Source organism: Aminiphilus circumscriptus DSM 16581 (genome assembly GCF_000526375.1).
In the GTDB taxonomy this organism is placed as follows: Bacteria; Synergistota; Synergistia; order Synergistales; family Aminiphilaceae; genus Aminiphilus; species Aminiphilus circumscriptus.
The window spans coordinates 563,220-586,809 of the sequence record NZ_JAFY01000002.1 but is presented as its reverse complement, the minus strand read 5'-3'; the positions used below and the strand labels follow the sequence as shown (position 1 = coordinate 586,809).

The 23,590-nt window shown below is 56.1% G+C and carries 16 protein-coding genes and 1 riboswitch; of the genes, 12 read left to right on the top strand and 4 right to left on the bottom strand.

All coding sequences use genetic code 11. The annotated features are described in order from the left end of the window. Positions 1–362 precede the first annotated feature (362 nt). The 4 genes from K349_RS0103405 to K349_RS0103390 all read left to right on the top strand — a co-directional run bounded on the left by K349_RS0103405 (position 363) and on the right by K349_RS0103390 (position 5,505). A complete protein-coding gene (locus tag K349_RS0103405) occupies positions 363–854 on the top strand; it encodes a 2Fe-2S iron-sulfur cluster-binding protein (RefSeq protein WP_157367267.1) in 492 nt (163 codons plus the stop codon). After that, the gene (locus K349_RS0103400; protein ID WP_026368461.1) at positions 835–1,686 is read left to right on the top strand and encodes an FAD binding domain-containing protein; all 852 of its coding nucleotides are present in this window, start codon (positions 835–837) and stop codon (positions 1,684–1,686) included. The genes K349_RS0103405 and K349_RS0103400 overlap by 20 nt, the downstream gene beginning before the upstream one ends. Continuing rightward, positions 1,683–4,001 (top strand): xanthine dehydrogenase family protein molybdopterin-binding subunit, encoded by a 2,319-nt coding sequence (locus tag K349_RS0103395; protein WP_026368460.1) that lies wholly within the window; start codon positions 1,683–1,685, stop codon positions 3,999–4,001. Before K349_RS0103400 ends, K349_RS0103395 begins: the two co-directional genes overlap by 4 nt. Positions 4,002–4,089: 88 nt before the next feature. Continuing rightward, complete coding sequence (locus K349_RS0103390) at positions 4,090–5,505, top strand: YfcC family protein (RefSeq protein ID WP_157367266.1); 1,416 nt, start codon at positions 4,090–4,092, stop codon at positions 5,503–5,505. A 62-nt stretch (positions 5,506–5,567) separates the two neighbouring features. On the opposite strand, the gene K349_RS0103385 is transcribed toward K349_RS0103390, so the two are convergent. The 4 genes from K349_RS0103385 to rsmG form a co-directional block, all read right to left on the bottom strand. Then, a complete protein-coding gene (locus K349_RS0103385) occupies positions 5,568–8,645 on the bottom strand; it encodes an AAA family ATPase (protein WP_026368458.1) in 3,078 nt (1,025 codons plus the stop codon). 936 nt (positions 8,646–9,581) lie between these two features. Next, positions 9,582–10,448, bottom strand: a complete 867-nt coding sequence (locus K349_RS0103375) for a ParB/RepB/Spo0J family partition protein (protein ID WP_026368457.1) — start codon at positions 10,446–10,448, stop codon at positions 9,582–9,584. Beyond that, a complete protein-coding gene (locus K349_RS0103370; RefSeq protein WP_026368456.1) occupies positions 10,427–11,197 on the bottom strand; it encodes a ParA family protein in 771 nt (256 codons plus the stop codon). The genes K349_RS0103375 and K349_RS0103370 overlap by 22 nt, the downstream gene beginning before the upstream one ends. 7 nt (positions 11,198–11,204) lie before the next feature. After that, positions 11,205–11,870, bottom strand: coding sequence for a 16S rRNA (guanine(527)-N(7))-methyltransferase RsmG (gene rsmG, locus K349_RS0103365; RefSeq protein WP_026368455.1), 666 nt, complete (start codon positions 11,868–11,870; stop codon positions 11,205–11,207). A 679-nt stretch (positions 11,871–12,549) separates the two neighbouring features. Between rsmG and K349_RS0103360 the strand changes: the two genes are divergently transcribed. The 8 genes from K349_RS0103360 (at position 12,550) to trsM (ending at position 23,558) form a co-directional block, all read left to right on the top strand. Then, positions 12,550–13,419 (top strand): Rossmann-like domain-containing protein, encoded by an 870-nt coding sequence (locus K349_RS0103360; RefSeq protein ID WP_026368454.1) that lies wholly within the window; start codon positions 12,550–12,552, stop codon positions 13,417–13,419. Beyond that, positions 13,416–14,240, top strand: coding sequence for a thermonuclease family protein (locus K349_RS17735; protein WP_051464185.1), 825 nt, complete (start codon positions 13,416–13,418; stop codon positions 14,238–14,240). Before K349_RS0103360 ends, K349_RS17735 begins: the two co-directional genes overlap by 4 nt. Before the next feature lie 221 nt (positions 14,241–14,461). Next, the gene (gene pruA, locus K349_RS0103350) at positions 14,462–16,078 is read left to right on the top strand and encodes an L-glutamate gamma-semialdehyde dehydrogenase (RefSeq protein ID WP_026368452.1); all 1,617 of its coding nucleotides are present in this window, start codon (positions 14,462–14,464) and stop codon (positions 16,076–16,078) included. 455 nt (positions 16,079–16,533) lie between these two features. After that, on the top strand, positions 16,534–16,971 hold the full coding sequence (locus K349_RS0103340; protein ID WP_026368451.1) for a GlcG/HbpS family heme-binding protein: 438 nt from the start codon (positions 16,534–16,536) through the stop codon (positions 16,969–16,971). 111 nt (positions 16,972–17,082) lie between these two features. Beyond that, positions 17,083–17,203, top strand: a riboswitch (molybdenum cofactor riboswitch). A gap of 216 nt (positions 17,204–17,419) precedes the next feature. Next, positions 17,420–20,149 (top strand): molybdopterin-dependent aldehyde oxidoreductase, encoded by a 2,730-nt coding sequence (locus tag K349_RS0103330; protein ID WP_026368449.1) that lies wholly within the window; start codon positions 17,420–17,422, stop codon positions 20,147–20,149. A 279-nt stretch (positions 20,150–20,428) separates the two neighbouring features. Beyond that, positions 20,429–22,639: a pyridine nucleotide-disulfide oxidoreductase/dicluster-binding protein gene (locus tag K349_RS0103320; RefSeq protein WP_026368448.1), complete on the top strand. Its 2,211-nt coding sequence runs from the start codon at positions 20,429–20,431 to the stop codon at positions 22,637–22,639. Continuing rightward, positions 22,636–22,851 carry a DVU_1557 family redox protein gene (locus K349_RS0103315; RefSeq protein WP_026368447.1) on the top strand — a complete coding sequence of 72 codons (216 nt, stop codon included), beginning with the start codon at positions 22,636–22,638 and terminating at the stop codon, positions 22,849–22,851. Before K349_RS0103320 ends, K349_RS0103315 begins: the two co-directional genes overlap by 4 nt. Beyond that, positions 22,851–23,558 carry a DVU_1556 family methyltransferase gene (gene trsM / locus K349_RS16240; RefSeq protein WP_026368446.1) on the top strand — a complete coding sequence of 236 codons (708 nt, stop codon included), beginning with the start codon at positions 22,851–22,853 and terminating at the stop codon, positions 23,556–23,558. Before K349_RS0103315 ends, trsM begins: the two co-directional genes overlap by 1 nt. Positions 23,559–23,590: the final 32 nt, after the last annotated feature.

Below are 23,590 nucleotides of genomic sequence, written 5' to 3'. Positions count from 1 at the left end.
GAAAGAAATATCCCCCCTTTCGGTCCCGCCTTTTCCTCTAATAAAAAATCAAACTGCAAGACAAGACATAAACATTTCCGTGACGTTCCTTTCCTCGCATGCGCTCTTCCCACGGACAATTGCACGATGATAGCAATACGCGAATCGCATCATTTTTACGTCACTCCTGAGTCATGCTCACCGTTTAGAACATTTCCCCAAAAGACGTTTGCGAGACGTTCTTTTTCAACAATCTCGAGGAAGCCCTGAATAAAGACCTTTCGCTTTCCCTTGACGCGGGTCGCATCAGGCTCTGCGGGGCTGACGTAGCCTTATTCAGAGATTTCTCAATATGGAAAACAACGAGACAACCGAAGAGAGGAGTGGGCGAGGTGCTGATAACGCTGACGGTCAATGACCACCGATATTCTTCTGAGGTTTCTCCCTCTTTGCGGCTTTTGGATCTCTTGAGAGACACGCTTGGTTTCACCAGCGTCAAAGAGGGATGCTCGGAGGGAGAGTGTGGCGCCTGCACCGTCCTCATGAACGGAAAGGCCGTCACTTCGTGCACAATCATGGCCTTTCAAGCCGACGGCAGCGAGATCGTAACCGTGGAGGGTCTTGAAAAACGCGGAGAACTTGAGCCGATCAAAAGAGCCTTCATTGAAAACGACGCGGTCCAGTGCGGCTTTTGCACTCCCGGAATGATCATTTCCGCCAAGGCTCTTCTCGACAAAAACGCGACGCCCACCGAAGAAGATGTCAGAAGAGCCCTCGAGGGGAATCTTTGCCGCTGTACAGGATATATTCCGATCATCAAAGCCGTTCTGAATGCCGCGGAAAGGATGGGCGAACATGCGAAGCAGCCGTCCTAAGGAGCTTTCCGAGCTGCGACACATTCTCGGAAGAGGGGATACGGACGTGCGTCTTCTCGCCGGAGGGACCGATCTTGTGGTGCATCTCAACAGAAATCCGCAGGAAAAATGGCACTTAGTGGACCTGACAGGAATCGAAGAGCTGAAGAAAATCGAGCGAAAGGGCCATTGCCTGGAAATCGGGGCGCTCGTTACGTTTCAAGAACTCGAAGAATCCACGGAAATCTCCTCAGGAATCAAATCTCTTTCCGGCGTCGCGTCTCTGGTGGGTTCCTGCCAGATCAGAAACAGAGGGACGACAGGGGGCAATGTGGCCAATGGATCCGCCGCCGCGGATCTTCCTCCCGTGCTCTGCGCCTTGAACGCCCTGGTTGTCATCGAACGTTACGATGGAAGCCGAAGGACAGTCCCTGCCGGAGAAGCGAATCCGATAGACATGACCTCTCTCGCACGCCATGGAGAATATATCAGGAAATTCCTCATCCCCCTCAATGAAAATGATTTTTCTTTTTTCAGCAAAATAGGAAGCCGTCGAGCAGTTACCATATCAAAAATCAATCTTTCTTCTTCATGGAGACGTCAAGAAGGATACATCGTGAAACCGCGCCTCTATCTTGGAGCCCTGGGCTCCTGGCCGATAAGGGCATCAGAGGCCGAAGAGTTCTTGTCCTCAGCGCCGTCATACGACCTTTCCGAATCGGAATTTCTCCGCATTCTCTCGGCGACGGTGGAGAGAACGATACCGAAGAGGGCTTCCATGCCCTATAAGCGCCAGGCCGTCAAAGGCCTCGGACATCAGTTATGGAGAAACCTTGGGGAGGTGATTGAATGAACAAAGAAATGTCTTCTGTCGAAAAAACCACCCAAATCGTCGCAAAAGAAGAAGACACCGTCCTCAAGTACGTCGGGAAGGACATTGTGCGAATCGACATCGAACGAAAGATCGACGGCCGCTTTCACTATCTTGCGGACCTCCCTCCGAACGGAAGCCTTCACGCCTGCCTTCTTCTCAGTACGGTCGCGCATGGAAGAGTCCTGTCGATAGACGATTCCGAAGCCATGAAAGTCCCCGGTGTAAAAAGAGTCTTTACCTTCAGAGATGACCCTGGCGTCCGGTTCAACAGCCAGGTCTCCCTCCCCGATCAGGAGGATTTCCGTGACGAACGTATTTTTACCGATCTTCCTCTTTTCGTCGGAGACCGCATCGGTGCAGTGCTCGCCGAAAATGCCCAGGCGGCACGGACGGCGGCCTCATTGGTAAAAATAACGTATGAGACTTTCGAACCCATTTTGGACCCGGAACAGGCGCTGGTCGCCCCTCCGTTACTGGAAGGGCGACCCCAGGTTCTCGAGGGACGCCTGTGTTATGGGGATGAGGAGCCTGACGAACACGGGCTTGTCGCTGCCGACTCCATCGTCAGAACTCCGAAAATCCACCACGCCGCTATGGAAAATCACATCTGCCTGGCCTATGTGGATCACGACGGCACCCTGACCGTGGAATCCCCTTGCCAGATGATCTTTACAGTCCGCTATCTCCTTGCACAGACCCTCGGCCTACCCCTCGGAAAGGTCCGCGTGATCAAAGCCCCTGTAGGCGGATCTTTCGGAGGCAAACAGGACGTCATTCTGGAACCTGCCTGCGCACTGATGGCAATGGAAGCGCAAAGGCCCGTGCGCCTCGCGCTGAGCAGGAAAGAAACGATCATCGCAACACGCACCAGAACGGCCACGATCGGAGCGGTGAGAACGCTCGCCCGTCCCGATGGAACCCTTGTCTTTCGGCGAGTGGAGGTTCTCTCCGACTCAGGCGCATATTTAACCGGCGGTCACCGTGTAACCATGGCGATGGGAAAGAAAACATCGCGACTCTACAGAATTCCGTCGCAAATTTTTATCGGAAAAACAACCTACACCACGACTACGCCCAGTGGCGCTTGTCGCGGATTCGGCTCACCCCAAATCCACGCGGCAACGGAAATCAATTTAGATTTCCTGGCGGAAAAGCTTGACATGGATCCGGCCGAACTTCGGTTGAAAAATCTGGTTCATCCCGGCGACGAAGATCCGACGGGCGCCCCCTCGCTCGGAAACGCCCGCGTTCGAGAATGTCTTCAGCTGGGAATGGAACGTTTCGACTGGAAAAAACGCCTCCGTCGGCCCTCTGGAGACGGTCGTTATCGACGAGGAATCGGCCTCGCCTGCGGAACCCACGGAAACGGATACTACGGAAGCCCTTATCCGGATTTCACCGGAATTGCACTACGTCTCTGCGAGGACGGCTCCGTGATCGTCAATGCCGGATTTCATGAACTCGGAAACGGAACTCTTACGGTCATGACACAAATTACGGCGGAGATCTTGGATCTTCCTCCGGAAAGAATCGTCGTCACCGAGGGGGACACGCACTTTTCCCCCTTCGATACCGGATGTATCGCGAGCCGTGTCACGTACGTCTGCGGGTCCTGCATGTCGGCGCTTGCCGAGAAAGTAAAACGCCGCTTCATTCAGCAACTCGGGAGGCTCTTCGGAGAAATGTGCGACGACATCAAACTGGAAAACGGGCGCGTCTTCATACGAGACAAGAATATCGCCGATTACGGAACAATGGTCGTTGCAATCGCACATGGACTAGGAGAGGAAGTCGGAGATTTTCTCACCTATACTCCCCGTGCGAACCCCGCCTCTTATGGCGTTCATTTCGCGGAGGTCGAGGTGGACACGTTCACGGGGCTGGTCAAGGTGACAGATTTTCTTGCGGTCCACGACATCGGGAAAGCGATTCACCCCCAGATGACAAAAGGTCAGATTTACGGGGGGGTGCAGATGGGTATCGGAATGGCTCTCTCCGAAGAAATTCTCTACGATGCGGCGGGGTGTCCGAAAAACGACTCCCTGGGACGGTATCATCTTGTCACTGCCCAGGACATGCCCAACGTGGAAATTCTTCTCGTTGAAAAACATGAACCCGGAGGGCCCTTCGGTGGAAAAAGCATCGGAGAAATCAGCACCGTACCGACGGCAGCCGCCGTTGTCAACGCCGTCAACAGAGCTTTGAACACGCACCTCACACACCTCCCTCTCACGCCGGAAAAAATCATAGAGGCGATTGCTGCGAAAGGAGAGAAAGGCTCCGGGGATTTTTGAGCACCGGCCACGAATTCCGAGAGGCGCGATCCGGTCGCTTTTTCTACGACGGCCATTCATAATTCATAAAGATAAAGGAGGAATTACTTTGAGAAACAGTAACACGAAATCTGACATGGAGAAGACGTTCAGGTTTCCCAACGGAATCGTGATCCTTTTCTGGATCATCGTTTTCGTGGCGATTCTGACGTACATTGTGCCGGCAGGGCAATTCGAAAAAATCACGGTGAACGGACGCAGCGTCGTAGATCCGGGCAGTTTCCACTATATCTCCCAGACTCCGGTCAGGATTTTCGATGTTTTCAAGGCCATTCCTCTGGGTATGCATAACGCCGGAGCACTCATCTTCATGATTCTCATCATCGGAGCCGCAATTCAGGTCTTCGACAGCACGGGAGCCATCAAAGCCGCCATCTTCAAGCTTCTGGACATCATCGGAGAGGCGCGCAAAAAGTGGGTCATCGCGGCACTCATGGTTTTTTTCGCCGCCCTTGGCGGCTTTCCAGGAATGCTCGAGGCAGCGATCCCCTTCGCTCCACTCTGCGTGGGAATCGCGTTGAGCCTGGGATATGACCCGCTCGTCGGAATTGCCATCCCCTTGATCGCCATCGTCGTTGGCTGGACCGCAGGCCCCTCAAACCCATGGACAGTCGGCATCGGGCAAAATTTGGCCGAGCTTCCTCTCTTCTCAGGTTTCGGCTACAGGTTTGTGATCTGGATCGCGCTCCTCGCGTTGAGCATTTTTTTCGTTCTGCGATACTGCAGGATGCTCGAAAGAGACCCCTCCTCCAGCATTGTCGGCGATCTCGATTTTTCCCACCTCGAAAGCAGTGCGCTTCACGAGAAGATTCCCTTCACAAAAAGGCACTCGTTGATTCTTTTGACTTTCGCCGCAACAATCGCCGTCATCCTCTTCGGGACCTTCAACTGGAAGTGGGGGCTCTTCGAGATGTCAGGGACCTACATTATCGGAGCCATCGTCGGAGGGGTCATTGCGGGGTACAACAGCAACAAACTCGCTGAGACCCTCCTCGAGGGTGGACGGGCGATCTTCATCGGAGTCGTGGCCGTAGGCATGGCCAGAGGCATCAACGTGATCATGGATCAGGGAAACATTACGGACACCCTGGTTCGAGCCATCTCCATGCCTCTTTCCGGCCTTCCCGAAAGCGTCACTTCCATCGGAATGTTCGTCGTTCAGACCATCATCAACTTCTTCATCCCCTCCGGAAGCGGGCAGGCGCTGGTCACACTCCCGATCATGCTCCCCGTGGCGGACATCATAGAGCTTAATCGTCAGATCGCCATTCTCGCCTTCCAGTTCGGAGACGGACTCTCCAACCTCTGCTATCCAACGGTAGGCGTCCTGGTGGCCTTTCTGTTGTACACCAAGGTACCCTTCAACAAGTGGCTGAGGTTCATCATGCCCTTCATGCTGCTTTCCTGGGCAATGGCGGCAGGATTTCTCCTCATCGCCACCGCAATCGGATACGGCCCATTCTGAACGAAGCAACCGGTTTGCGCGAGCGAAACCACAAGAGAACCGATTTTTTGTGGTTTCGCTCCTTACTCCTCACCGCCCCCCTTTGCTTCCTGCGGCAGCGCAAAAGAGATCTCCATTTCCCGCATCCTCTTCGCCATGAATTCGACACCGATGTCCTCGTAGATTCTCCCAGCTTCATAAAAATAGGTGACGGGTTGCAAAGAGAGGAAGGATCTCAGTTCCTCCTGCTCCAAACGCTCCTTCGAAATGACCCCCTTAACAAACAACTGCAACGCTAGCCAATATTTTTTATTTAATTTTAAACAAATATCATCTGCTTTTTTTAAATATTCCAGAGCCAGGCGTTCGTTTTTAATTCTTGCGCATAAGAAAGATTTTATGCTATAAACTACAGAATTCCCTCTCCACCATTTACGATCTTCCATAAAATCCAGCGCTTCTTGAACATGATTCTCTGCGAGATCAAATTCTCCCATATCAAAGAACACATGAGCCAAATTACTATGAAAACTAGAATTCCCCCGGTGAATACCCTTTAAATCACAATTTTTTAAACATTGATTAAAAGATTCAACAGCTTTATTAAAAATTCCCTTCTTGTGGAAGACTTCGCCTTGATATTTCCTTGCCGCCTCTTTTTGAAGAGTAAAGCACTTTCCTGCGACTTCGATGTCCTCAAAAAAACCGTTTGACGAATCAAAATATTCTAGAGCCTTTTCAAAATCTCCTTCAAAGGCCGCTGCCAATCCCTTGAACCGTAGCGCCGCTCCATAGGCCGGTTCGTCAAAGCAACGCTCCGCGGCGTGCATGTATCTTTCCGCAAGAGAGTCCAATCTCTGACCCTCTTCTGTCTGGATGAAAAGATAACAGAGATTCTGAAGACATTTCAGCTCCAGTTCCCTCTCGTCTTTCAGCGCCGCCCAACCGAGAGCGCTTCTCAGAAAAGCTCCTCCTCGAGAGTGCTCTCCCCACCACACCAGATATCCACCCAACAATGTCCGGTAGGTCATTTCGAGGCTCTTGTAAGCATCTGTTTCGCCCATTTGTTCTCGTACTTTTCCAAGAAGACCCTGGATTTCAAGGAAGCGTCTTCTCGTCTCTTCGATGTCTTCGAAAGCCGCCGAACTGCGATGCAACGTATCATCATCCAACAAGGGGAACAATTCATAATTTAATCGATTTTGAAAATCTAGCCTCTTCAGTGATAAATATAGCTCGTCCAGGATCATTCCCGCTCTTCGGCAGTGAAAGATCATTTTGGCCCCTTCGAAATCCTTCCACTGATCTCTGTTGTCGTCAACCTTCAGGGCATGGACTACTCTCTGATGAAGCATGCGCCGCTTGGTCTCCGAAAGGGAGCCATAAACATGTTCTTTCACCTTCGCATGCTTAAAAAGAAAGAAAAGGCGGTCCCCCGAATCATGGTGGAGTTCCTTTACGATACCTTTCCGGCACAGGAGTTCGACGGCCTCCGCCAACACCTCTTCGGTGCATTCGCACACGTTTCTCAAAAGATCCCAGTTCACCTCGTTAAGAAAAACGGACATGCACTCCAGAATCCGCCTTTCTTTGTCGCCAAGACCGGCAAGAACTCGTTCGATCGCCTCCTTGACATTATCCGGAATATCCTCGATAGATTTCTTTTGCACGATAAGGCTCAAATAATTCTTCAAATACAGCGGAAGGCCTCCGCTGTACTCGTAAAGCTTTTCCACGATTTGAGGCGAGAGACGCCGGCCGCCGAGACCTTTCCTGCAAAATCGCTCCACATCTTCCATATCGAAGCTCTTGAGGTAGATCATCTTGTACTTGATAAGGCCCATGCCAGCGAAAGATTTCAATGTTTTCACGATTTTAGGGCTCACATCGAGCCTGGAGGCCATAAGGATCTCGATCTCACCGGGATCCCCTCCGAGGAAATTTTCCAGCACCTGTAAAGATGCGTCATCAAACCACTGCAGGTCTTCCAAAACAAGACGGATCGGACCGTTTGCACGCAGCTCCCTGAACAGCTCAGCCAGCATGCGACCGATTCTTGAAAAGCTCGTCGACTCGAAGGCGACCTCCAGGTTGAGTGCCGGAAATGTCTCTCCCAGAACCACTTTCACTCTTTCCGGAAAGGATGGCGCAACCTTCCCCAGATCGATTTGTGCAGCAAGGTTTTTCATGAGATCATGAAACGGGAAAAGGGAAATCTCCCTGCCTTCTTCGACCCCTCTTGCGGAGAGAAGGAGGTATTTATCAGAGTTTTCCAAAAATTTTCCAATCAAACAACTCTTTCCAACTCCCGCTTCTCCGATGACCAGAAAGCAACGAAGTACCCTGGAAGCTCCGTCCAAGAAAGAACGGATCTCATCCATCTCCCTTTCCCTACCATAAAACCAGTCATCACGACATTCGGAAGGCATGCTTTCCTCAACGAAAATTGTTTCGCCATCGGGAAGCTCCCCCTCCAAGAAAGTTTCGTACACATTCCTCGTGCGCTTTCCTGGAAACATTCCCAGTTCTTTTTTCAAATGACGCTCCAGATTGCGATAGAGTTCCCGGATCTTGTTCTTGTCCTGCTGTTTTCCATAGGCCGTCATCAAGAGGCGGCACGCCTCTTCATCAAGTCTGTTTTTTCCATAATAAGCGTGCAGCAACCTCAGCCCATCCTCAAGAAGCCCTTCTTCGCATGCTCTTGCGGCCCTTTTTTTCAAGGCGACCGCAGCTCGCTCCTCGTAGAAATACCTCACCTGTTGCAACCACTCGTCAAACACAGGACACTCCTTGATGTACAAGCCATCAAGAAAGGGAGGGATGAAACCGAGGCACTGTTCAACGCTCATCGTTTCCATTTCGTCGAGTTTTTCAAGATCCGTTCGGATTGCGTCGCGGGCTCCGAGGAAAATCCACTGCCTATCGGACAGAACACATCCTTCGGGAGTCATTTTTTTCAAGAGATACAGGGTATTGCGTAGATTTTTCTGCGCCGTCGCCTCCTCCTTTTCACTCCACAACAAGCCGGCAGCCTTCTCTCTGGTGACTTTTCCTTCCACTAACAAGTAACACAAGAGAGCAAGCGCTTTTCGTGAAGAAAAGACAACGGCACGATCACAATAGAAAAACTCTGGCGATCCAAACAATTTCCCAATGAACATGAAACATTCCTCTTTATGTATTAGGGCGTGTTTACAAAATTGGACAAGCACGTGGGGTCAGTTCTCATGCATAGCGACAAGCCGACATGACATCGATGATGCGGCAGGGGAACGACTTTTCGAAACTTCCGCCCCGGACCGAAGCGGGAGGAATGAGCGCCCTTGCAAGGATAACCGAGCGAGCGTCAATGCGCTACTCTGAATTCTTCGAACGGATGCCCGTGGAAGAACACTCTCTCCGAGCACGGTCCCTGACAGAAGGGTTTCACGCGCTTTTGGAGACGGAAAGCACACGGCATATGACAACGGACTCTTGAGAAAAAGATGCGTCCCGAAACAGACATCGAATCTCTGATGATCGACCGCACGCCGTCTGAGCGTACCAACATAGGACCCCGGCAAGGGGAGAAGAACACACAGGCGTTCGGTCGGTTCCGCAGTGGATTTCCTCAAAAACTCACGCGGTCGTAGACGAATGCGGCAATCCGTTTCGATTTCTTCCGACGGAAGGAATCGCGGCAGACATCGCCATCGTTCCGGAGTTTTTCGCTGCGTGTGACAGAGGCAAATCTACGCCCTCGGAGAGAACGGAATGACCGTGACACTTCCGCCTTCGCCGATCGAACGACGCGGGAGCATCGCCGCCGCACCACCTCGGTCGAACCCAAAACCCCCCGGGAGTGCGACTTCCTGATGCCCTCGCAAGAAACACCTCGTGGAGGTCTTCTTCAACAAGATCAAACACGATCGCCGCATCTCATCACAATCCGAGAAACCCACTTGCCTCTTTCTCTCCATGATCCGCATCGCTCCCTGCATGATCTGGTTGCGATGATTTGAAGATACGTCCTGTTTTTTGCGCCATCTTTTTCGTCCCCACCAAAAAATTCAATTCCTCATCGACCTCTTCTCTCCAATCGCCCTCCTCTCTCTCAGCTATTTCCCGGGAAATAATTGCGATCCTCGCTCCTCCAAAAATTCGAGCAGTGCCGTAATCTGCCCTTTGTCGAGCCCTTCCATTTTAAGCCGCATTCGCGATCCTCGGCCGGAGATTTGGATTTTCATGCCGAAGCGATCCGCAAAACGTTGCGTCACATCGGAGAAAAGGGTCTCGTCCGTGGGAGATCGCCGCTTCCGAGACATGCCGCACCGCTGAGCCGCACGCTCGACTTCGCGAACAGAAAGCCCCTGAGCCACAATTTTTTTCGCAAAAGAAAGCATCGTCTCTCGGGGGAAGGAAAGGAGCACTCTCGCATGTCCTTCAGAAAGGCCACCGTCTTTGAGAAGCGCTCGCACCTCTTCGGGCAAGTGGAGTAGGCGCAGCTTGTTCGTCACCGCACTTCTGCTCCAGCCGACGCGGGTCGCCACCTCCTCTTGCGTGAGTCCAAACTTTTCGATGAGAAGAGAGAGGGCTTCGGCGACGTCAAGAGGTGAGAGATCTTCCCGCTGGATGTTCTCCACAAGGGCAACTTCCAGGAGTTCTCCATCCTCAACGGAGAGCACATGCACAGGAACATCTTCAAGTCCCACCATGCGAGCGGCGCGCCACCGCCGCTCGCCCGCCACAATCTGGTATTCTCCCGAGGGAAGCTCCCGAACGAGGAGGGGCTGCACGATTCCGTGTTCACGAATTGAATCCGCGAGAGATTGAAGGGCGTCCGGGTCCATGAACCGCCGAGGCTGTTCTGGATTTGGAACGAGATGAGAGAGCGGAAGTTTGCGCGGATTCCTTTGCGGTTCTCCGTTTCCCGAGTCCGGGAAAAGAGCCTCCAATCCCTTTCCTAGCGCTTTTCCGCGAACCATCGCGCCCGCACCTCCTTCGCCAGTGCATCATAGGCATCGGCTCCCGCGCTTGTGGGGTCGTAATAGGCAATGGGCTTCCCGAAGCTCGGGGCCTCGGAAAGACGAACATTTCTTGGAATGATGGTTTCGAAGACATCCGAGCCGAACTGACGCCGTACCTCCTCGGCGACTTCCTTCGCAAGACGGGTTCTTCCGTCGAACATGGTGAGCACCACACCTCCGAGGGTGAGCGTTTCGTTCAGATATCCCTGGATGAGCCGAACGGTGCGAGTAAGCTGGCCGACTCCTTCAAGGGCAAAATACTCACATTGGATGGGAACAAGGATCCTTTCCGCAGCCACAAGGGCGTTCACCGTGAGCAACCCTAGCGAGGGAGGGCAGTCGATGAGCACGAGGTCGTAGGGATGGGAACAGTGGAGCTGACGGCGCAGGCGGTTTTCCCGGCTCATGGCTCCCGCCAGTTCGACCTCCGCTCCGGCCAGATCGAGCGTTGCAGGAACAAGATGAACTCCTTTCCAGGCGGTGGGAACGAGAACTTCCTCCATGCTCGTACCCTCGACAAGAACATGATAGATGCTCTTCGAGAGGCTTTTTCTTTCAATGCCCAATCCACTCGTGCAATTGCCCTGAGGATCCATGTCGAGGACCAGTGTTTCAACGCCCAATATGCCCAATGCTGCAGCGAGATTGATGCAACAGGTAGTCTTTCCGACGCCTCCCTTTTGATTGGCTACCGCGAAAACTCGCACGAATCATTCACCTCCACCAGGGGTGCTTCTCCGCCATTCCGGGTCTTCGTGGAATGGCGGAAGGACATGCCGCATTCTTGCGCAGCAGGACGAGATACCGTGATTTGCCGTTCAGTTCATAGGACATCATCTCCGGAGATGCCAGACCGAGCAAGGCCCAGGGATTTCGAATTTCCGCCAGCTCCTTCTCAACACCCGGTCCTTTCATGGCGAGAACACTCCCACCCACTTGCACGAGAGGGGCACACAATTCGGCAACCGTCCCGAGATGACTCAGCGCCCTCGCACCCACCAGAAGGAACGTTTCGCGCTCCCGTGCGGCCAGTTCTTCCGAACGAACCGCCTCGACCCGAACGTTCTCCAGACCGAGGAATGCCACCATAAGGCGCAGCTGTTCCGCTTTTTTCCGAACGCTGTCACAGAGTACGACCTGAAGATCCGGACGGCATACGGCCCAAATCATCCCCGGCAATCCTCCTCCCGAGCCCAGGTCAAGAACCAGTCCTCTCTCCCGGGGAAGAACATCCACCGTGGCAAGGCAGTCCAGAACATGTTCCGACCAGATGATCTCCGGATCGGAAGGGCCAATCAACCGGGCTCGGGAGTTTGCCTCCACAAGAAGGGAGACATAGCGGCGCAGCAGGGCTTCCTGTTTCTCATCCAACACGATCATGCTCGGAACCCCTTTCGTTTTTCTCCATCCTCAGGACGCGAGTCTTCTCGAAAAAAAAGGAGGGCGTGTTCGATTTTTTAGGGAATCTCTGAATAAGACTGCTTCAGCCCCGCAGGGCGCCTCGCAGAGCCTAATGCGACCCGAGTCAAGGGAAAGCAAAAGGTCTTTATTCAGGGCTTCCCTAGCTTTTCACGACGATTCCCCGATGCGCTTTTTTTCCTCAAAAATCCGTCTTTCAAGGACTTCTGAGCGCGCAACATCGCGTGCGCCGACATTGCACACACCCATTTCAAAAGTGGTGAGGCAAAAACCGCCGCGATGACGCCGTTCTCCTCGTATGAGCATTTCGTGTGAGCATTTTGCTCCGTTCTATGTATGAAGGAAGGGTTACACGCTTCATCAACGACGTAATCATCAACGACGTAAGATGAGGAATCGAGAAGATCGTTTGTTTCCCAAGGTGTCTTCGCATCTGCGACGAAGATCGGCCTTCGTTTCACCTTAATGACGGACCTTTCTCATCCTTCAAGAGGAGGTCGTTCACGAGAAGCGCAATGGAACTTACCCGGAGATTTTTCAAGGTTTTGCCCGTGTCTTTTTCGAAAAATACGGTACCATAGGAACCACGGGATGATGTGGGCGTTCAGCCAAAAGCCCCCATCACGAGAGGGAGGACCTCATGCGACTGTACGAGAAGATCCTCGACCACATCCGCAGCATTCCCGACGGCGTCGTGGAACGACTCGTTCTCGGATGGCACGGAAGCTGTGTGCTTCTCCGGGACGGGCGATGCGGCATCGGCACTGTTCCATTGCCCGGCCACGAAGTGCTCCGCAGTATCCACTCCCATACGGAGAACCTTCTCCGCCAGAGCGCCCAGGGATTGGCGGAACTGCTCGTCTCGCCCTTTCCTCAGGAGTTCGCCGCGGCATCCGCGGCGGCGGCGGCGCTGCTTCCTCCTCCGAAAGAGGGTTTTCCTCTCGAAACACTCCGGTTCCTTCCGCGAGGGGGAAAGGTGGCGCTCCTTGGTTATGATGCGGAACTGGTTCCGCTTCTTCGGGAGTGGGGATGGAGCCTGGCAATCTTCGACGACCTTCACTCCGCTCCCGATGTCTTTCCCGCCTGGTCGGGAGCGCACCTCGCCGGATCGTGCTCCTGGGCATGGATCAGCGCCGAAGCGCTTCGGGACAGACAGATTCTCTCTCTCATGCCCACGTTCAAGTCCATGGAAGGATGCATCCTTCAGGGTCCTGGAATTCCCTGGTCGCCGGAAGTGCTGGTGGAGGCGGGCATTACACACCTCCTCCTCCCCTCCTGGTCCAAAAGAGACTTTCCTTCCATTCTCACATATATCGAGGCAGGAGGAAATCCCTTGTCCTGTCCTTCCGTACTCTGGCGCCTCCATTCTCTTCTTTCCACGTCTTCGTCGTCGCTTCTTCCCTTTCCTCCGGAAAGAAGCGACAACCCTCACGCGTCACAGACAGAGACAAGGCAGGAAGCGGTGAAGAACGAAACGAGCTTTCCTCCGAGAGGAGGGCCTGCTCCGTGAAAAGAAGCACCATGCCGTCAAACATCCTGCGAAACCGTCGCAAGGTGAAATCACTCTCAGCGCTTCTCCTCGCACTTCTCGTCGCGACCGTTCATTTTTTTGACAGAGGAGACGCCTCTCTCGGCCTTGTCACAGAGGTTATCGACGGAGACACCATCGTCGTCACCACCGAGGATGGAAAAAGCGAGAAAGTTCGTTACCTCCTCATCGACACGCCGGAGCTGCACCATCCCACCCGCGGAGAAGAGGAACTCGGAAGGATCGCCGCGTTGGAAAACAAAAACCTCGTCCTGGGGAAAAAAGTCCGACTGGAAGAGGACGTGGAACGCCGGGACCGTTATAACCGCCTCCTCGCCTATGTGTGGACCGAAGGACCTGACGGCGAAGTGCTCGTCAATGAGGAACTCGTTCGGCGAGGAGTGGCCATGCCGTTCACCCTGCCACCCAACGTCCGTTATGTGGAGCGCATTCGCGACGCCTTTCGGGAAGCCCGAGAACAGCGACGTGGTCTCTGGAACGCCGCCGCGGGGCGACATTTCACGGGAGAACAGATCTGGGCGGAGCTGCCCACTCTCGCAGGCTGCTTCGTCACGCTGGAGTTCCGCACGGCAAGAGTGGAAAAGAAGGGAACGCGCTCTCTTCTCCTCGAAAAGAAAGGACACACGGCAATAGTAGTCTACGAAAGTGACAGACCGCACCTCCCCTCTCTGGACATGCTTGCCTCGGGTAAATTGGTCTTGATGGGAAAGGTCCAAACAGGACGGGAAGGAGCGGAAATCATTCTCAGAGATCCCACTCAGATCGTGACTTTGAGCCCATAACATCTGTGCTTTTTTCGGCATTTTTCTCGAAAAACATACCCCTACAAAGAAACAACATGATGACGCATTCTTCTTTTGACTTCTTTTTCCACAGGCATCGTTGGGCGTGACAATTCGGTAACGACAGCCTCTCGAAGGCTCTTTTCTCCATAGATATCCACATTTCTTATCCACATATCCACACCCCTGGTGGAATCTGTGCATAAAGGAGGAAGAGTTCCATGTGGAAAATGGATCGTCCCAAAAACGACGCGGATGCTCTTGTGACCTATGGCCCTGGTTCCCCCGAGCGGGAACGCCTGCTCGCGGAACTGGAACGAGTGAGGAAAACACCCCGGGAGTTGCCCTGTCTCATTGGTGGGGAAAAAGTGTACACCGGCAAAACGATTCCGCTTCGCGTTCCCCACGATGCGACACGTTTTCTGGGAAACGCGCATCTCGCAGGACCGAGGGAACTCGAGGCCGCTGTGGAGAACGCTCTCGAAGCATGGAGAGATTGGTCCACCACACCATGGTATCAACGAGCGGCGGTTTTTCAACGTGCCGCGGACATGCTCGCCACGGTGCGGCGCACCGAGCACATCGCCGCCATCATGACCAATCTCTCCAAAACACCCTTCGAGGCGGAGATCGATCTCGCGGAACTCGTGGATTTCTGGCGCTTCAACGTCTTCTACCTCCACGAGATCTATCAGGAGCAGCCCCTTCAAGGACGGATGGAGATCAACCGTTTCGACTGGCGTCCCCTGGAAGGGTTCATCGTCGCTGTCACCCCTTTCAACTTCTATTCCATCGCGGGAAATCTGCCGACGGCCCCCGCCATGTGCGGCAACGTCGTCCTCTGGAAACCCGCGAAGAGTGTCCTTTACGCAAACTATCTCATCATGGAACTCCTCCTCGAGGCGGGACTGCCGCCGGGAGTGGTGAACTACGTCCCCTTCTCCAGCGCCGACGGAGCCACGGTCCTGCGCCACCCTTTCCTGAGCGGTCTCCATTTCACCGGAAGCTATGCGACCTTTCTCACCCTGTGGCAGACCATCGGCTCTTCCGTCGAATCCTATCGCTCTTTCCCCCGCGTGGTGGGGGAGACCGGAGGAAAGGATTTCATCTTCGCCCACGCGTCGGCGGACCCCATTGCCCTGGGAGCGAATCTCCTGCGCGGCGGATTCGAACTGCAGGGACAGAAATGTTCCGCCGCTTCCCGGGCCTATATTCCCGAGAGCCTCTGGGGCAGCGTGGAGGAGTACCTCCGGAGAGAGGTTCCCCTCATCTCCATGGGCCCCGTGGAGGACCTGGGCAATGCCATGGGAGCCGTCATCGACGAGGAGGCATTCCGCAAGATCAAGGGCTATCTCGACTACGCCCGGAACCATCCCGAGGAATACACACTTCTCCTGGGAGGCGGCTGCGACAACCGGAAGGGATGGTTTGTGGAACCCACGGTTATCCGCACGTCCAATCCACGAGGGAAGCTCATGACCGAGGAAATCTTCGGTCCCGTGATCACCGTCTACGTCTACCCCGACGACGCCTACGAGGAGACGCTCCGCCTCTGCGACGTCACCACGGAATACGCTCTCACGGGGGCTGTTTTCGCCGGGGACCGCGCCGCCATCGCCACGGCGGAATGTCTCCTCCGGCACGCCGCGGGCAATTTCTATATCAACGACAAGCCCACGGGAGCCGTGGTGGGGCGTCAGCCCTTCGGAGGATCTCGTCATTCCGGGACGAACGACAAGGCGGGATTCTGGAACAATCTCACCCGGTGGCTCTCACCCCGGAACATCAAGGAGACCACCGTTCCCGCCACGAACTGGAGACGCCCCTTTCTGGGATGACCTTCTCCCACCCCGGGCACGCCACGTCTTCAGACGCGTACTCAGGGTGGGTTCGTCCACAAAAAACCTCTTCCTCCGCAGAGGAGCGCACGCGAATCCGCATCTGCTCCATGGCCGGTGAACTGGTACGCCGCTCTTTCCGCCCAAGAAACGCATCCTTCTTCAAAATTCGAAAACGGCGCCCACTCCAAAGCGTTGTTCAAAGGACTCTTCGAGACGGGAACTCTTTTGTCCAGTTTTGTTCTTTTTTTAGGATAAAAATCTCGAAAAATTCTTTTTATTTGATTGTATATTGACGTTTTGCATCAATATCTTGCCACCCTTTGATTTCGTGCACAATATACATCTTCAAAAGAAAACCGTCTCTTCTCAAAATCACTTGACAGAATTCTTCATTCACAGGAAAATATTTGCAGTTCCATGAGTTTTTCCATTCACAAAGGAGGAGAACAACGATGGCTGTGGATGTTTCCAAGCTTCAACTTCCCGGAGATCTCACCCTGAAGCAGGCCCAGATGGTCCTTGAGGCCGCCCTGGCCGACGCAGTCGCCCAGGGCGTGCCCATGAACATTGCCGTGGTGGATGCTGGGGCCAACCTGAAAGCCTTCGCCCGCCAAGACGGTGCGTTCATCGGCAGCGTGGACATTTCCATCAAGAAGGCAAAGACCGCTCGCTTCTTCAACATGACCACCCGACAGCTCGGCGCCGCATCTCTCCCCGATGGTCCTCTCTACGGCATCGAAGTGTCCAACGACGGCGTCATTATTTTCGCCGGCGGCGTTCCTCTGAAGAACAAGGACGGAGTCATCGTCGGCGCCATCGGCGTCAGCGGCGGCACCATCGACGAGGACGAGCGTTGCGCCGACGCAGGAGCGGCGATTCTTCTCAAGTAAGCCGACCGCTGAATTCCCGGAGCGGGAGAAAGTTCTCTTTCCGTTTCGGAGAATCAGACTGAAAGGGACATAAGCGGACCCTTTCGCTCGGTATCAGGTATTACAACCGAAAATAAAGAAACCTTCCGAGCTGCATCGCCTACAAGAGCGATCTCACGGCATGCAGCCGTTAGGGTGTGTCTGGAAACGGACACGCCTCCCGTGTTTGGCAAGGAAGGCGGAGAAGAATGTTCTTCTTTCGGGACTGCCATCTTTGCGCACGGGCAGTCCCTTTTTGTTTGGAGGTGATGAAAGAAGGACATGTCACCAAAGCGACGGGCGTGAAAAGGCGGGGAATGGAAGCGCAACGCATCTTCTGCGCCAATCCCATGAAACAGAACGAGAGCGCACGAGTGAGCCGGGAAATTACAGGACACACAAAAAAGAGTTCAAGGGAGGTTGAAGAACGGTGATTCAGAAACGTTTCTTCGTCAACGGCGTGGAGCGCAATGTCATTGTCGATGGGGAGGACACCCTGGCGAAGGTATTGCGGGAACAGCTCGGTCTCACGGGAACCAAAGTGGGATGCGGAACGGGACATTGCGGCTCCTGCAATGTCATTCTCAACGGGAAACTGATTCGTTCCTGCGTGTTCAAAATCAACAGAATCACCGAAGGGGATTGCGTGACCACCGTCGAAGGCATCGGCACACCGGAAAAGCTGCATCCCCTCCAGAAGGCTTGGGTCAAGTTCGGCGCAGCCCAGTGCGGCTTCTGCACGCCCGGCTTCATCGTCTCCGCAAAGGCACTTCTCGACCAAAATCCCAAGCCGACCCGGGAAGAGGTCCGGGAGTGGTTCCACGTGAACCGGAACGCCTGTCGCTGCACGGGGTACATCCCCATCGTCGATGCCGTGATGGCCGCGGCGAAGGTACTTCGTGGCGAAATGAGCGAGAGCGAGCTGGAATACCGCCTCCCCGAGAACGGCCGTATCTGGGGCGGCACCTATCCACGCCCCACCGCGGTGGCGAAGGCCACGGGAACGCTCGATTACGGCGCGGACCTCGGATTGAAACTTCCGGAGGAGACGCTGCAGCTCGCGCTCGTGCAGGCCACGGTGAGCCACGCGAACATCCGGGGCATCGACACGTCCGAGGCGGAGAAGATGCCCGGCGTCTACAAGGTGGTCACCCACAAGGACGTGAAGGGGAAGAACCGCATCACGGGACTCATCACGTTCCCGACCAACAAGGGAGACGGCTGGGACCGGCCCATTCTCTGCGACGAAAAGGTCTTCCAGTTCGGCGATGCCATCGCCATCGTCTGCGCCGACACCTACGAGAATGCCTGCGCGGCGGCGGAGAAGGTCAAGGTGGACCTGGAGATCCTTCCCGCCTACATGAGCGCCCCCGCAGCCATGGCGGAGGACGCCCTGGAAATTCACCCCGGCACGCCCAACATCTACTACATTCAGAACCTGGAGAAGGGCGACCCCACGGGACCGATCTTCGAAACGGCCGCCGTCACCGTGGAGGACGATTTCTACGTGGGAAGACAACCCCACATGACCATCGAGCCCGATGTGGGCTTCGCCTACATGACGGACGACGGAATTCTCAAGATCCACTCCAAGACTATCGGCGCCCATCTGCACCTCTACATGATCGCCCCAGGGCTCGGCGTGGAACCCGACAAGATCGCCCTCGTGTCGAACCCCATGGGAGGCACCTTCGGCTACAAGTTCAGCCCCACCATGGAAGCCCTGGTCGGCGCGGCCACCCTCGCCACGGGAAAACCCTGCTTCCTCCGGTACACCTACTTTCAGCACATGACCTACACGGGGAAGCGTTCGCCCTTCTTCGTGAACATCAAGTACGCCGCCGACAAAGAGGGCCGACTTCTCGCCATGGAGACGGACTACAACGTGGACCACGGCCCCTATTCCGAGTTCGGCGACCTGCTCACCCTTCGAGGCGCCCAGTTCATGGGCGCGGGCTATAATATTCCCAACATCAAAGGGACAGGACGCACGGTGTGCACAAACCACGCCTGGGGCTCCGCCTTCCGCGCCTACGGCTCTCCCCAGTCCCTCTACTCGTCGGAACTTCTCATGGATGAACTGGCGGAGAAACTCGGCATGGATCCCTGGGAGATTCGCTTCAAAAACTGCTACCGCCCCGGCGCGACGAACCCCAGCGGTCAGGAACCGGAGGTCTTCAGCTATCCAGAAATGCTCGAGGCACTGAAACCCCGGTACGAGGCGGCGAAGAAAAAGGCGGAGAAGGAATCCACCGACACAATCAAGAAAGGTGTCGGCCTCGCCATGGCCTGCTACGGCTGCGGGCTCGACGGACCGGACAGCTCCGAGGCCTGGGCGGTGCTCAATCCCGACGACACCGTCACCATCGTCTCCGCCTGGGAGGATCACGGTCAGGGAGCGGACATGGGCGCCATTGGCACCGCCCACGAGGCACTGCGCCCCTTGGGCATCACCCCGGACCGGCTGCGCTTCACCTGGCCCGACACGTCGCAAACACCCAATTCAGGTCCTTCCGGCGGCTCACGTCAGCAGGTGCTCACGGGGAACGCCATTCGCGTGGCCTGCACGGAAATGGTGGCGGGGCTCCGTAAGGCCGATGGCACCTGCATGACCTACGCGGAGGCTATCGCAGCGGGAAAACCCGTGAAATACGTGGGAAAATTCACCGTTCCCGGCGTGGCCTGCGATGAAAAGGGACAGGGAAAACCTTTCGTGGTTTACATGTACGGCGTCTTCCTCGCCGAGGTGTCGGTGAACACCGAGACCGGTAAGGTCACCGTGGACAAGATGACCCTCATGGCGGACATCGGCAAGGTGAACAATCGGCTCGTCACGGACGGACAGATCTACGGCGGCATCGCTCAGGGAATCGGCCTCGCTCTTTCCGAGGATTTCGAGGATATCAAGAAGCACTCCACGCTCCTCGGTGCTGGCTTTCCCTTCGCGAAGGACATTCCGGACAACATCGAGATCGTCTACTTCGAGAACTATCCGCGCGAGTTCGGCCCCTTCGGCGCGGCAGGAGTGGGGGAGCTTCCTCTCTCGAGTCCCCACGCCGCCATCGGCAATGCCATCTACAACGCCTGCGGCGTACGGGTCCATCGGCTTCCCGCCCGCCCGGAAAAAATTCTCGCGGGTCTGGGGGGAGAGCACGTCTAGACAAGGTCCCGTCCCTCCGTTCCCCCGCTTCTCCTCTGAGCGAGAAAGCGGGGGAACGGCTCTTCCGGAAACCCGGAGATCTCGATCCGGAACCGGTTTGCCAAGAAGCCCGAACGTTTCTAAACTCTTCCCGGAACGTAGTCTGCCGGCTCAATGGCCGTGTTTGTCGCGAATCCAGAACGCCTTCGAACCCGCATTTTCTGGAATTCTTCGACAACTCGCCGCCCTTCCCGGGGGGAGACGAACCGTCGGAAACGTCTTTTCCTTCGGAGGCGATCCATGGAACAGAATATGCTCAGGGACCTGGAGCATCGCTGTATTCAGGAAGAACCCCCTTACTGTCAGACTGCCTGCCCCCTCAAGGTGGACGCACGGGCTTTTTGTGCCGCCATGGCGCAGGAGCGCTTCGACGAAGCCCGAAAGATCCTGGCAAAGACCATGTCCTTACCGGACATTTTGGGGCGAATCTGCGACCACCCCTGCCAGAGCGCCTGTATTCGGGCCGAAACGGGGGGAGCAGTGGAACTCGGCCGGCTGGAGCGGGCCTGTCTCGAAAGGACAAGCCCCGCCGCACCGCCCCTGCGCCTTCCTGCCAAAGGCAAAACCGTCACCGTGCTCGGAGGCGGCCTTTCCTCGCTGGTCTGCGCCTGTGAACTGGCCAAGAAGGGGTATCGGGTCCTTCTGGGATTCACGGGAACGCTGCCGGGAGGGCGCCTTCTCTCCCTCCCCGAGGAAACGCTTCCGCAAAACATCCTCGCCGAAACATGGGCGTTTCTGCAGAAGCTCGGCGTAACCCGCTCAAGCGAGGAACCCCTCTCTCTCCCGGCCCTCCGGGAGGGCGAGGCGGCCTACCTTGGCATGGACGATCCCGCCCTGGCGCATCTTTCCACCGTCGGGGCAGTGGATTCCGCGACGTATGAGACGACCATCGAAGGCTTGTTCGCCGGAGGTTTTCTCCGGAACGGATCGTCCTCTCCCGTCTGGGAGGCTGCCGATGGAAAGCGCGCCGCGAACTCCCTGGACCGGTTTCTCCAGGGGGCATCCCTCTCCTCGGGCAGAGAGAAGGAAATTTCCAACGCGACCCGACTTCACACACCGCTCCGCGATGTGGCGTCGATCCCTCCGAGGAACGATTCCGCGGAGGAAGCCCAGCGCTGTCTCCAGTGCGAGTGCCGCCACTGCGTGAGAGAGTGCGTTTTTCTGGAGACGTACAAGCGTTATCCCAGGGCGTACGCCAGAGAAATCTACAACAACTTCGCCGTCGTCCAGGGATACCACCAGGCGAACAGGATGATCAATTCCTGCGCGCTCTGCGGACTCTGCGAAACGCTCTGCCCCAACGACTTCTCCATGGCGGACCTCTGCCGCGCCGCCCGGGAGGAACTCGTGGAGCGCGGCCTCATGCCTCCTTCGGCCCACGAGTTCGCCCTGCTGGACATGGATCATGCGAACGGCCCCCGGGCCGCGGGGTTCCGCCCGGGCCGCACGGCAACGAAGGCCCTTTTCTTTCCGGGATGCCAGCTCGCGGGCACCATGCCGGAGCAGACCGAGGCACTTGTCTCCTTTTTGGACGAACGCTTTTCCGGAACCCTCGGAGTGCTCCTGGGATGCTGCGGCGCTCCGGCCTGGTGGGCAGGGCGACGGGACATGCTTCAAAAAGTTCTCGATACCCTGCGGGAAACCCTGAAATCCCTCGGAAATCCTCCGCTGATCCTTGCCTGTTCCTCCTGCGGCGACGTTTTTCGTCGCCTGCTTCCGGAAACCTCTTTTCTTTCCCTCTGGGAAGTACTCCGCGAAAAGGGGCTGCCTCCGGGCCATCCCCTGCCGAACCCACTCGCGCTTCACGATCCCTGTACGACCCGCTCTCTTCCGGCCTGGCGTAATGCCGTTCGGGACATTCTCCGAGCCCTGGGGCAGCCCTTCGAGGAACTGTCCATGACGGGCGAGACCACACGTTGCTGCGGCTACGGCGGTCTCCAGTCTCTTGTGGATCCGGATCTGGCGAAAAAAGGGGTGCGACGACGGCTCGAAGAAAGCGACAAAGATTTTCTCGCCTACTGCGCCATGTGCCGGGAAAGTCTCTCCGACTCGGGCAAACCGGTGGCGCACCTTCTGGACCTCTTCTTTCCTCCCGAGGCACCTTACGAGGCGGTGGGGTTCTCCGCGAGACAAACCAACCGGGAGCAGTTGCGACGACGACTTCTCGGAACCTGCGATCTCCCGCCGGACCCTTGGGAAGATGTGGATCTCATCGTGTCTCCCGACGTACGACGGTGCCTTGAAGAACGCCACATCCTCGACAGCGATCTCCGGCGAACTCTTTGGGAGGCCTCCAATTCGGCCCGCCTTCTCGTTTCACCGGAGGGAAGGATGCTGGCAACCTCACGCATCGGTAACGTCACCTTCTGGGTGGAATACCGAACCGAAGGGGCTTCCTTTCGGATCGTCAACGCCTGGAGCCATCGCATGACCGTGGAGGTTCTGTCATGAGCGGAGAGACGGGACTCAGTTTCAAGGACGAAACAGGTTGGCGGTGCGGTTGCGGCGGCGAACTCAAGCCCCGGAAGGTGGCCGCTTGTTATCTCGGCAGCCGCTTCGAGGTGGAGCTGCCCGCCTGTGCCGTCTGTGGGCTCGTTCTCGTTCCCGAAGCCCTTGCCCTGGGCAAGATGCTCGAAGTGGAGAAAATTCTGGAGGACAAGTAGTGTCGCTTCCCTACGAACACCCCCTGTGGCGTACTGTCATGGGAGAGGCCATGCACCCCGGTGGAAGGGCACTGTCCCTCCGGCTGCTCGGCCTGTGCGGGTTTTCTTCCGGAACGGCCGTTCTCGACGCGGGGTGCGGCGGAGGAGCGACCCTTGAACTGCTCCAAGCGCAGGGCGTCCGCGCCGTGGGATTGGACAGATCCGCGGCTCTTCTTTCCCGGGCTGCGGCGAAGGGCCCGGTGGTGGAGGGGAATCTCCGCCACATTCCCTTTGGGGAGGAAACATTCGAGGGCGTGATTTGCGAATGCGTCCTTTCCCTGCAGAAATCGCTTTTTCCCGTCCTCGGGGAGATCGCTCGCGTTCTGAGACGCGGCGGCCGGTTCGGCGTGACAGACCTCTTCCGCCGTAGCGGCCAACCCTGCGGTGGAGAAGGGGAGTCCTGCGCGCAGGGAGCCCGTTCCCGAAAAGAGCTGGAAACAGCCCTTTCGGAGCACGGATTCGCGCTTCTGCTTTTCGAGGATCACTCCGCACTGCTCCGGGAATGTACGGCACGACTCGTCTGGGAGGGCATCCTGGAGCCACCGCGTCAACCCTGCCGTTCCCTCGGCTACGGTCTCTGGGTGTTCCTACGGAAGAACGCATCCGGCTTTGGCGATGCGGAGCGACAGGAGTGCTTCTCTCCGAGCACAGTGGAACAAGTGCGCTGAACGGAAAAAATCGTCCCCGGACAGACCGGTCG

Bases quoted from the DNA above. Each gene is read 5' to 3' on its own strand.
- K349_RS0103315 (WP_026368447.1), top strand. From the start codon at position 22,636: ATGAGCGGAGAGACGGGACTCAGTTTCAAGGACGAAACAGGTTGGCGG.
- K349_RS0103400 (WP_026368461.1), top strand. From the start codon at position 835: ATGCGAAGCAGCCGTCCTAAGGAGCTTTCCGAGCTGCGACACATTCTC.
- K349_RS0103375 (WP_026368457.1), bottom strand. From the start codon at position 10,448: ATGGTTCGCGGAAAAGCGCTAGGAAAGGGATTGGAGGCTCTTTTCCCG.
- K349_RS0103320 (WP_026368448.1), top strand. From the start codon at position 20,429: ATGGAACAGAATATGCTCAGGGACCTGGAGCATCGCTGTATTCAGGAA.
- K349_RS0103395 (WP_026368460.1), top strand. From the start codon at position 1,683: ATGAACAAAGAAATGTCTTCTGTCGAAAAAACCACCCAAATCGTCGCA.
- pruA (WP_026368452.1), top strand. From the start codon at position 14,462: ATGTGGAAAATGGATCGTCCCAAAAACGACGCGGATGCTCTTGTGACC.
- rsmG (WP_026368455.1), bottom strand. From the start codon at position 11,870: ATGATCGTGTTGGATGAGAAACAGGAAGCCCTGCTGCGCCGCTATGTC.
- K349_RS0103340 (WP_026368451.1), top strand. From the start codon at position 16,534: ATGGCTGTGGATGTTTCCAAGCTTCAACTTCCCGGAGATCTCACCCTG.
- K349_RS0103360 (WP_026368454.1), top strand. From the start codon at position 12,550: ATGCGACTGTACGAGAAGATCCTCGACCACATCCGCAGCATTCCCGAC.
- K349_RS0103385 (WP_026368458.1), bottom strand. From the start codon at position 8,645: ATGTTCATTGGGAAATTGTTTGGATCGCCAGAGTTTTTCTATTGTGAT.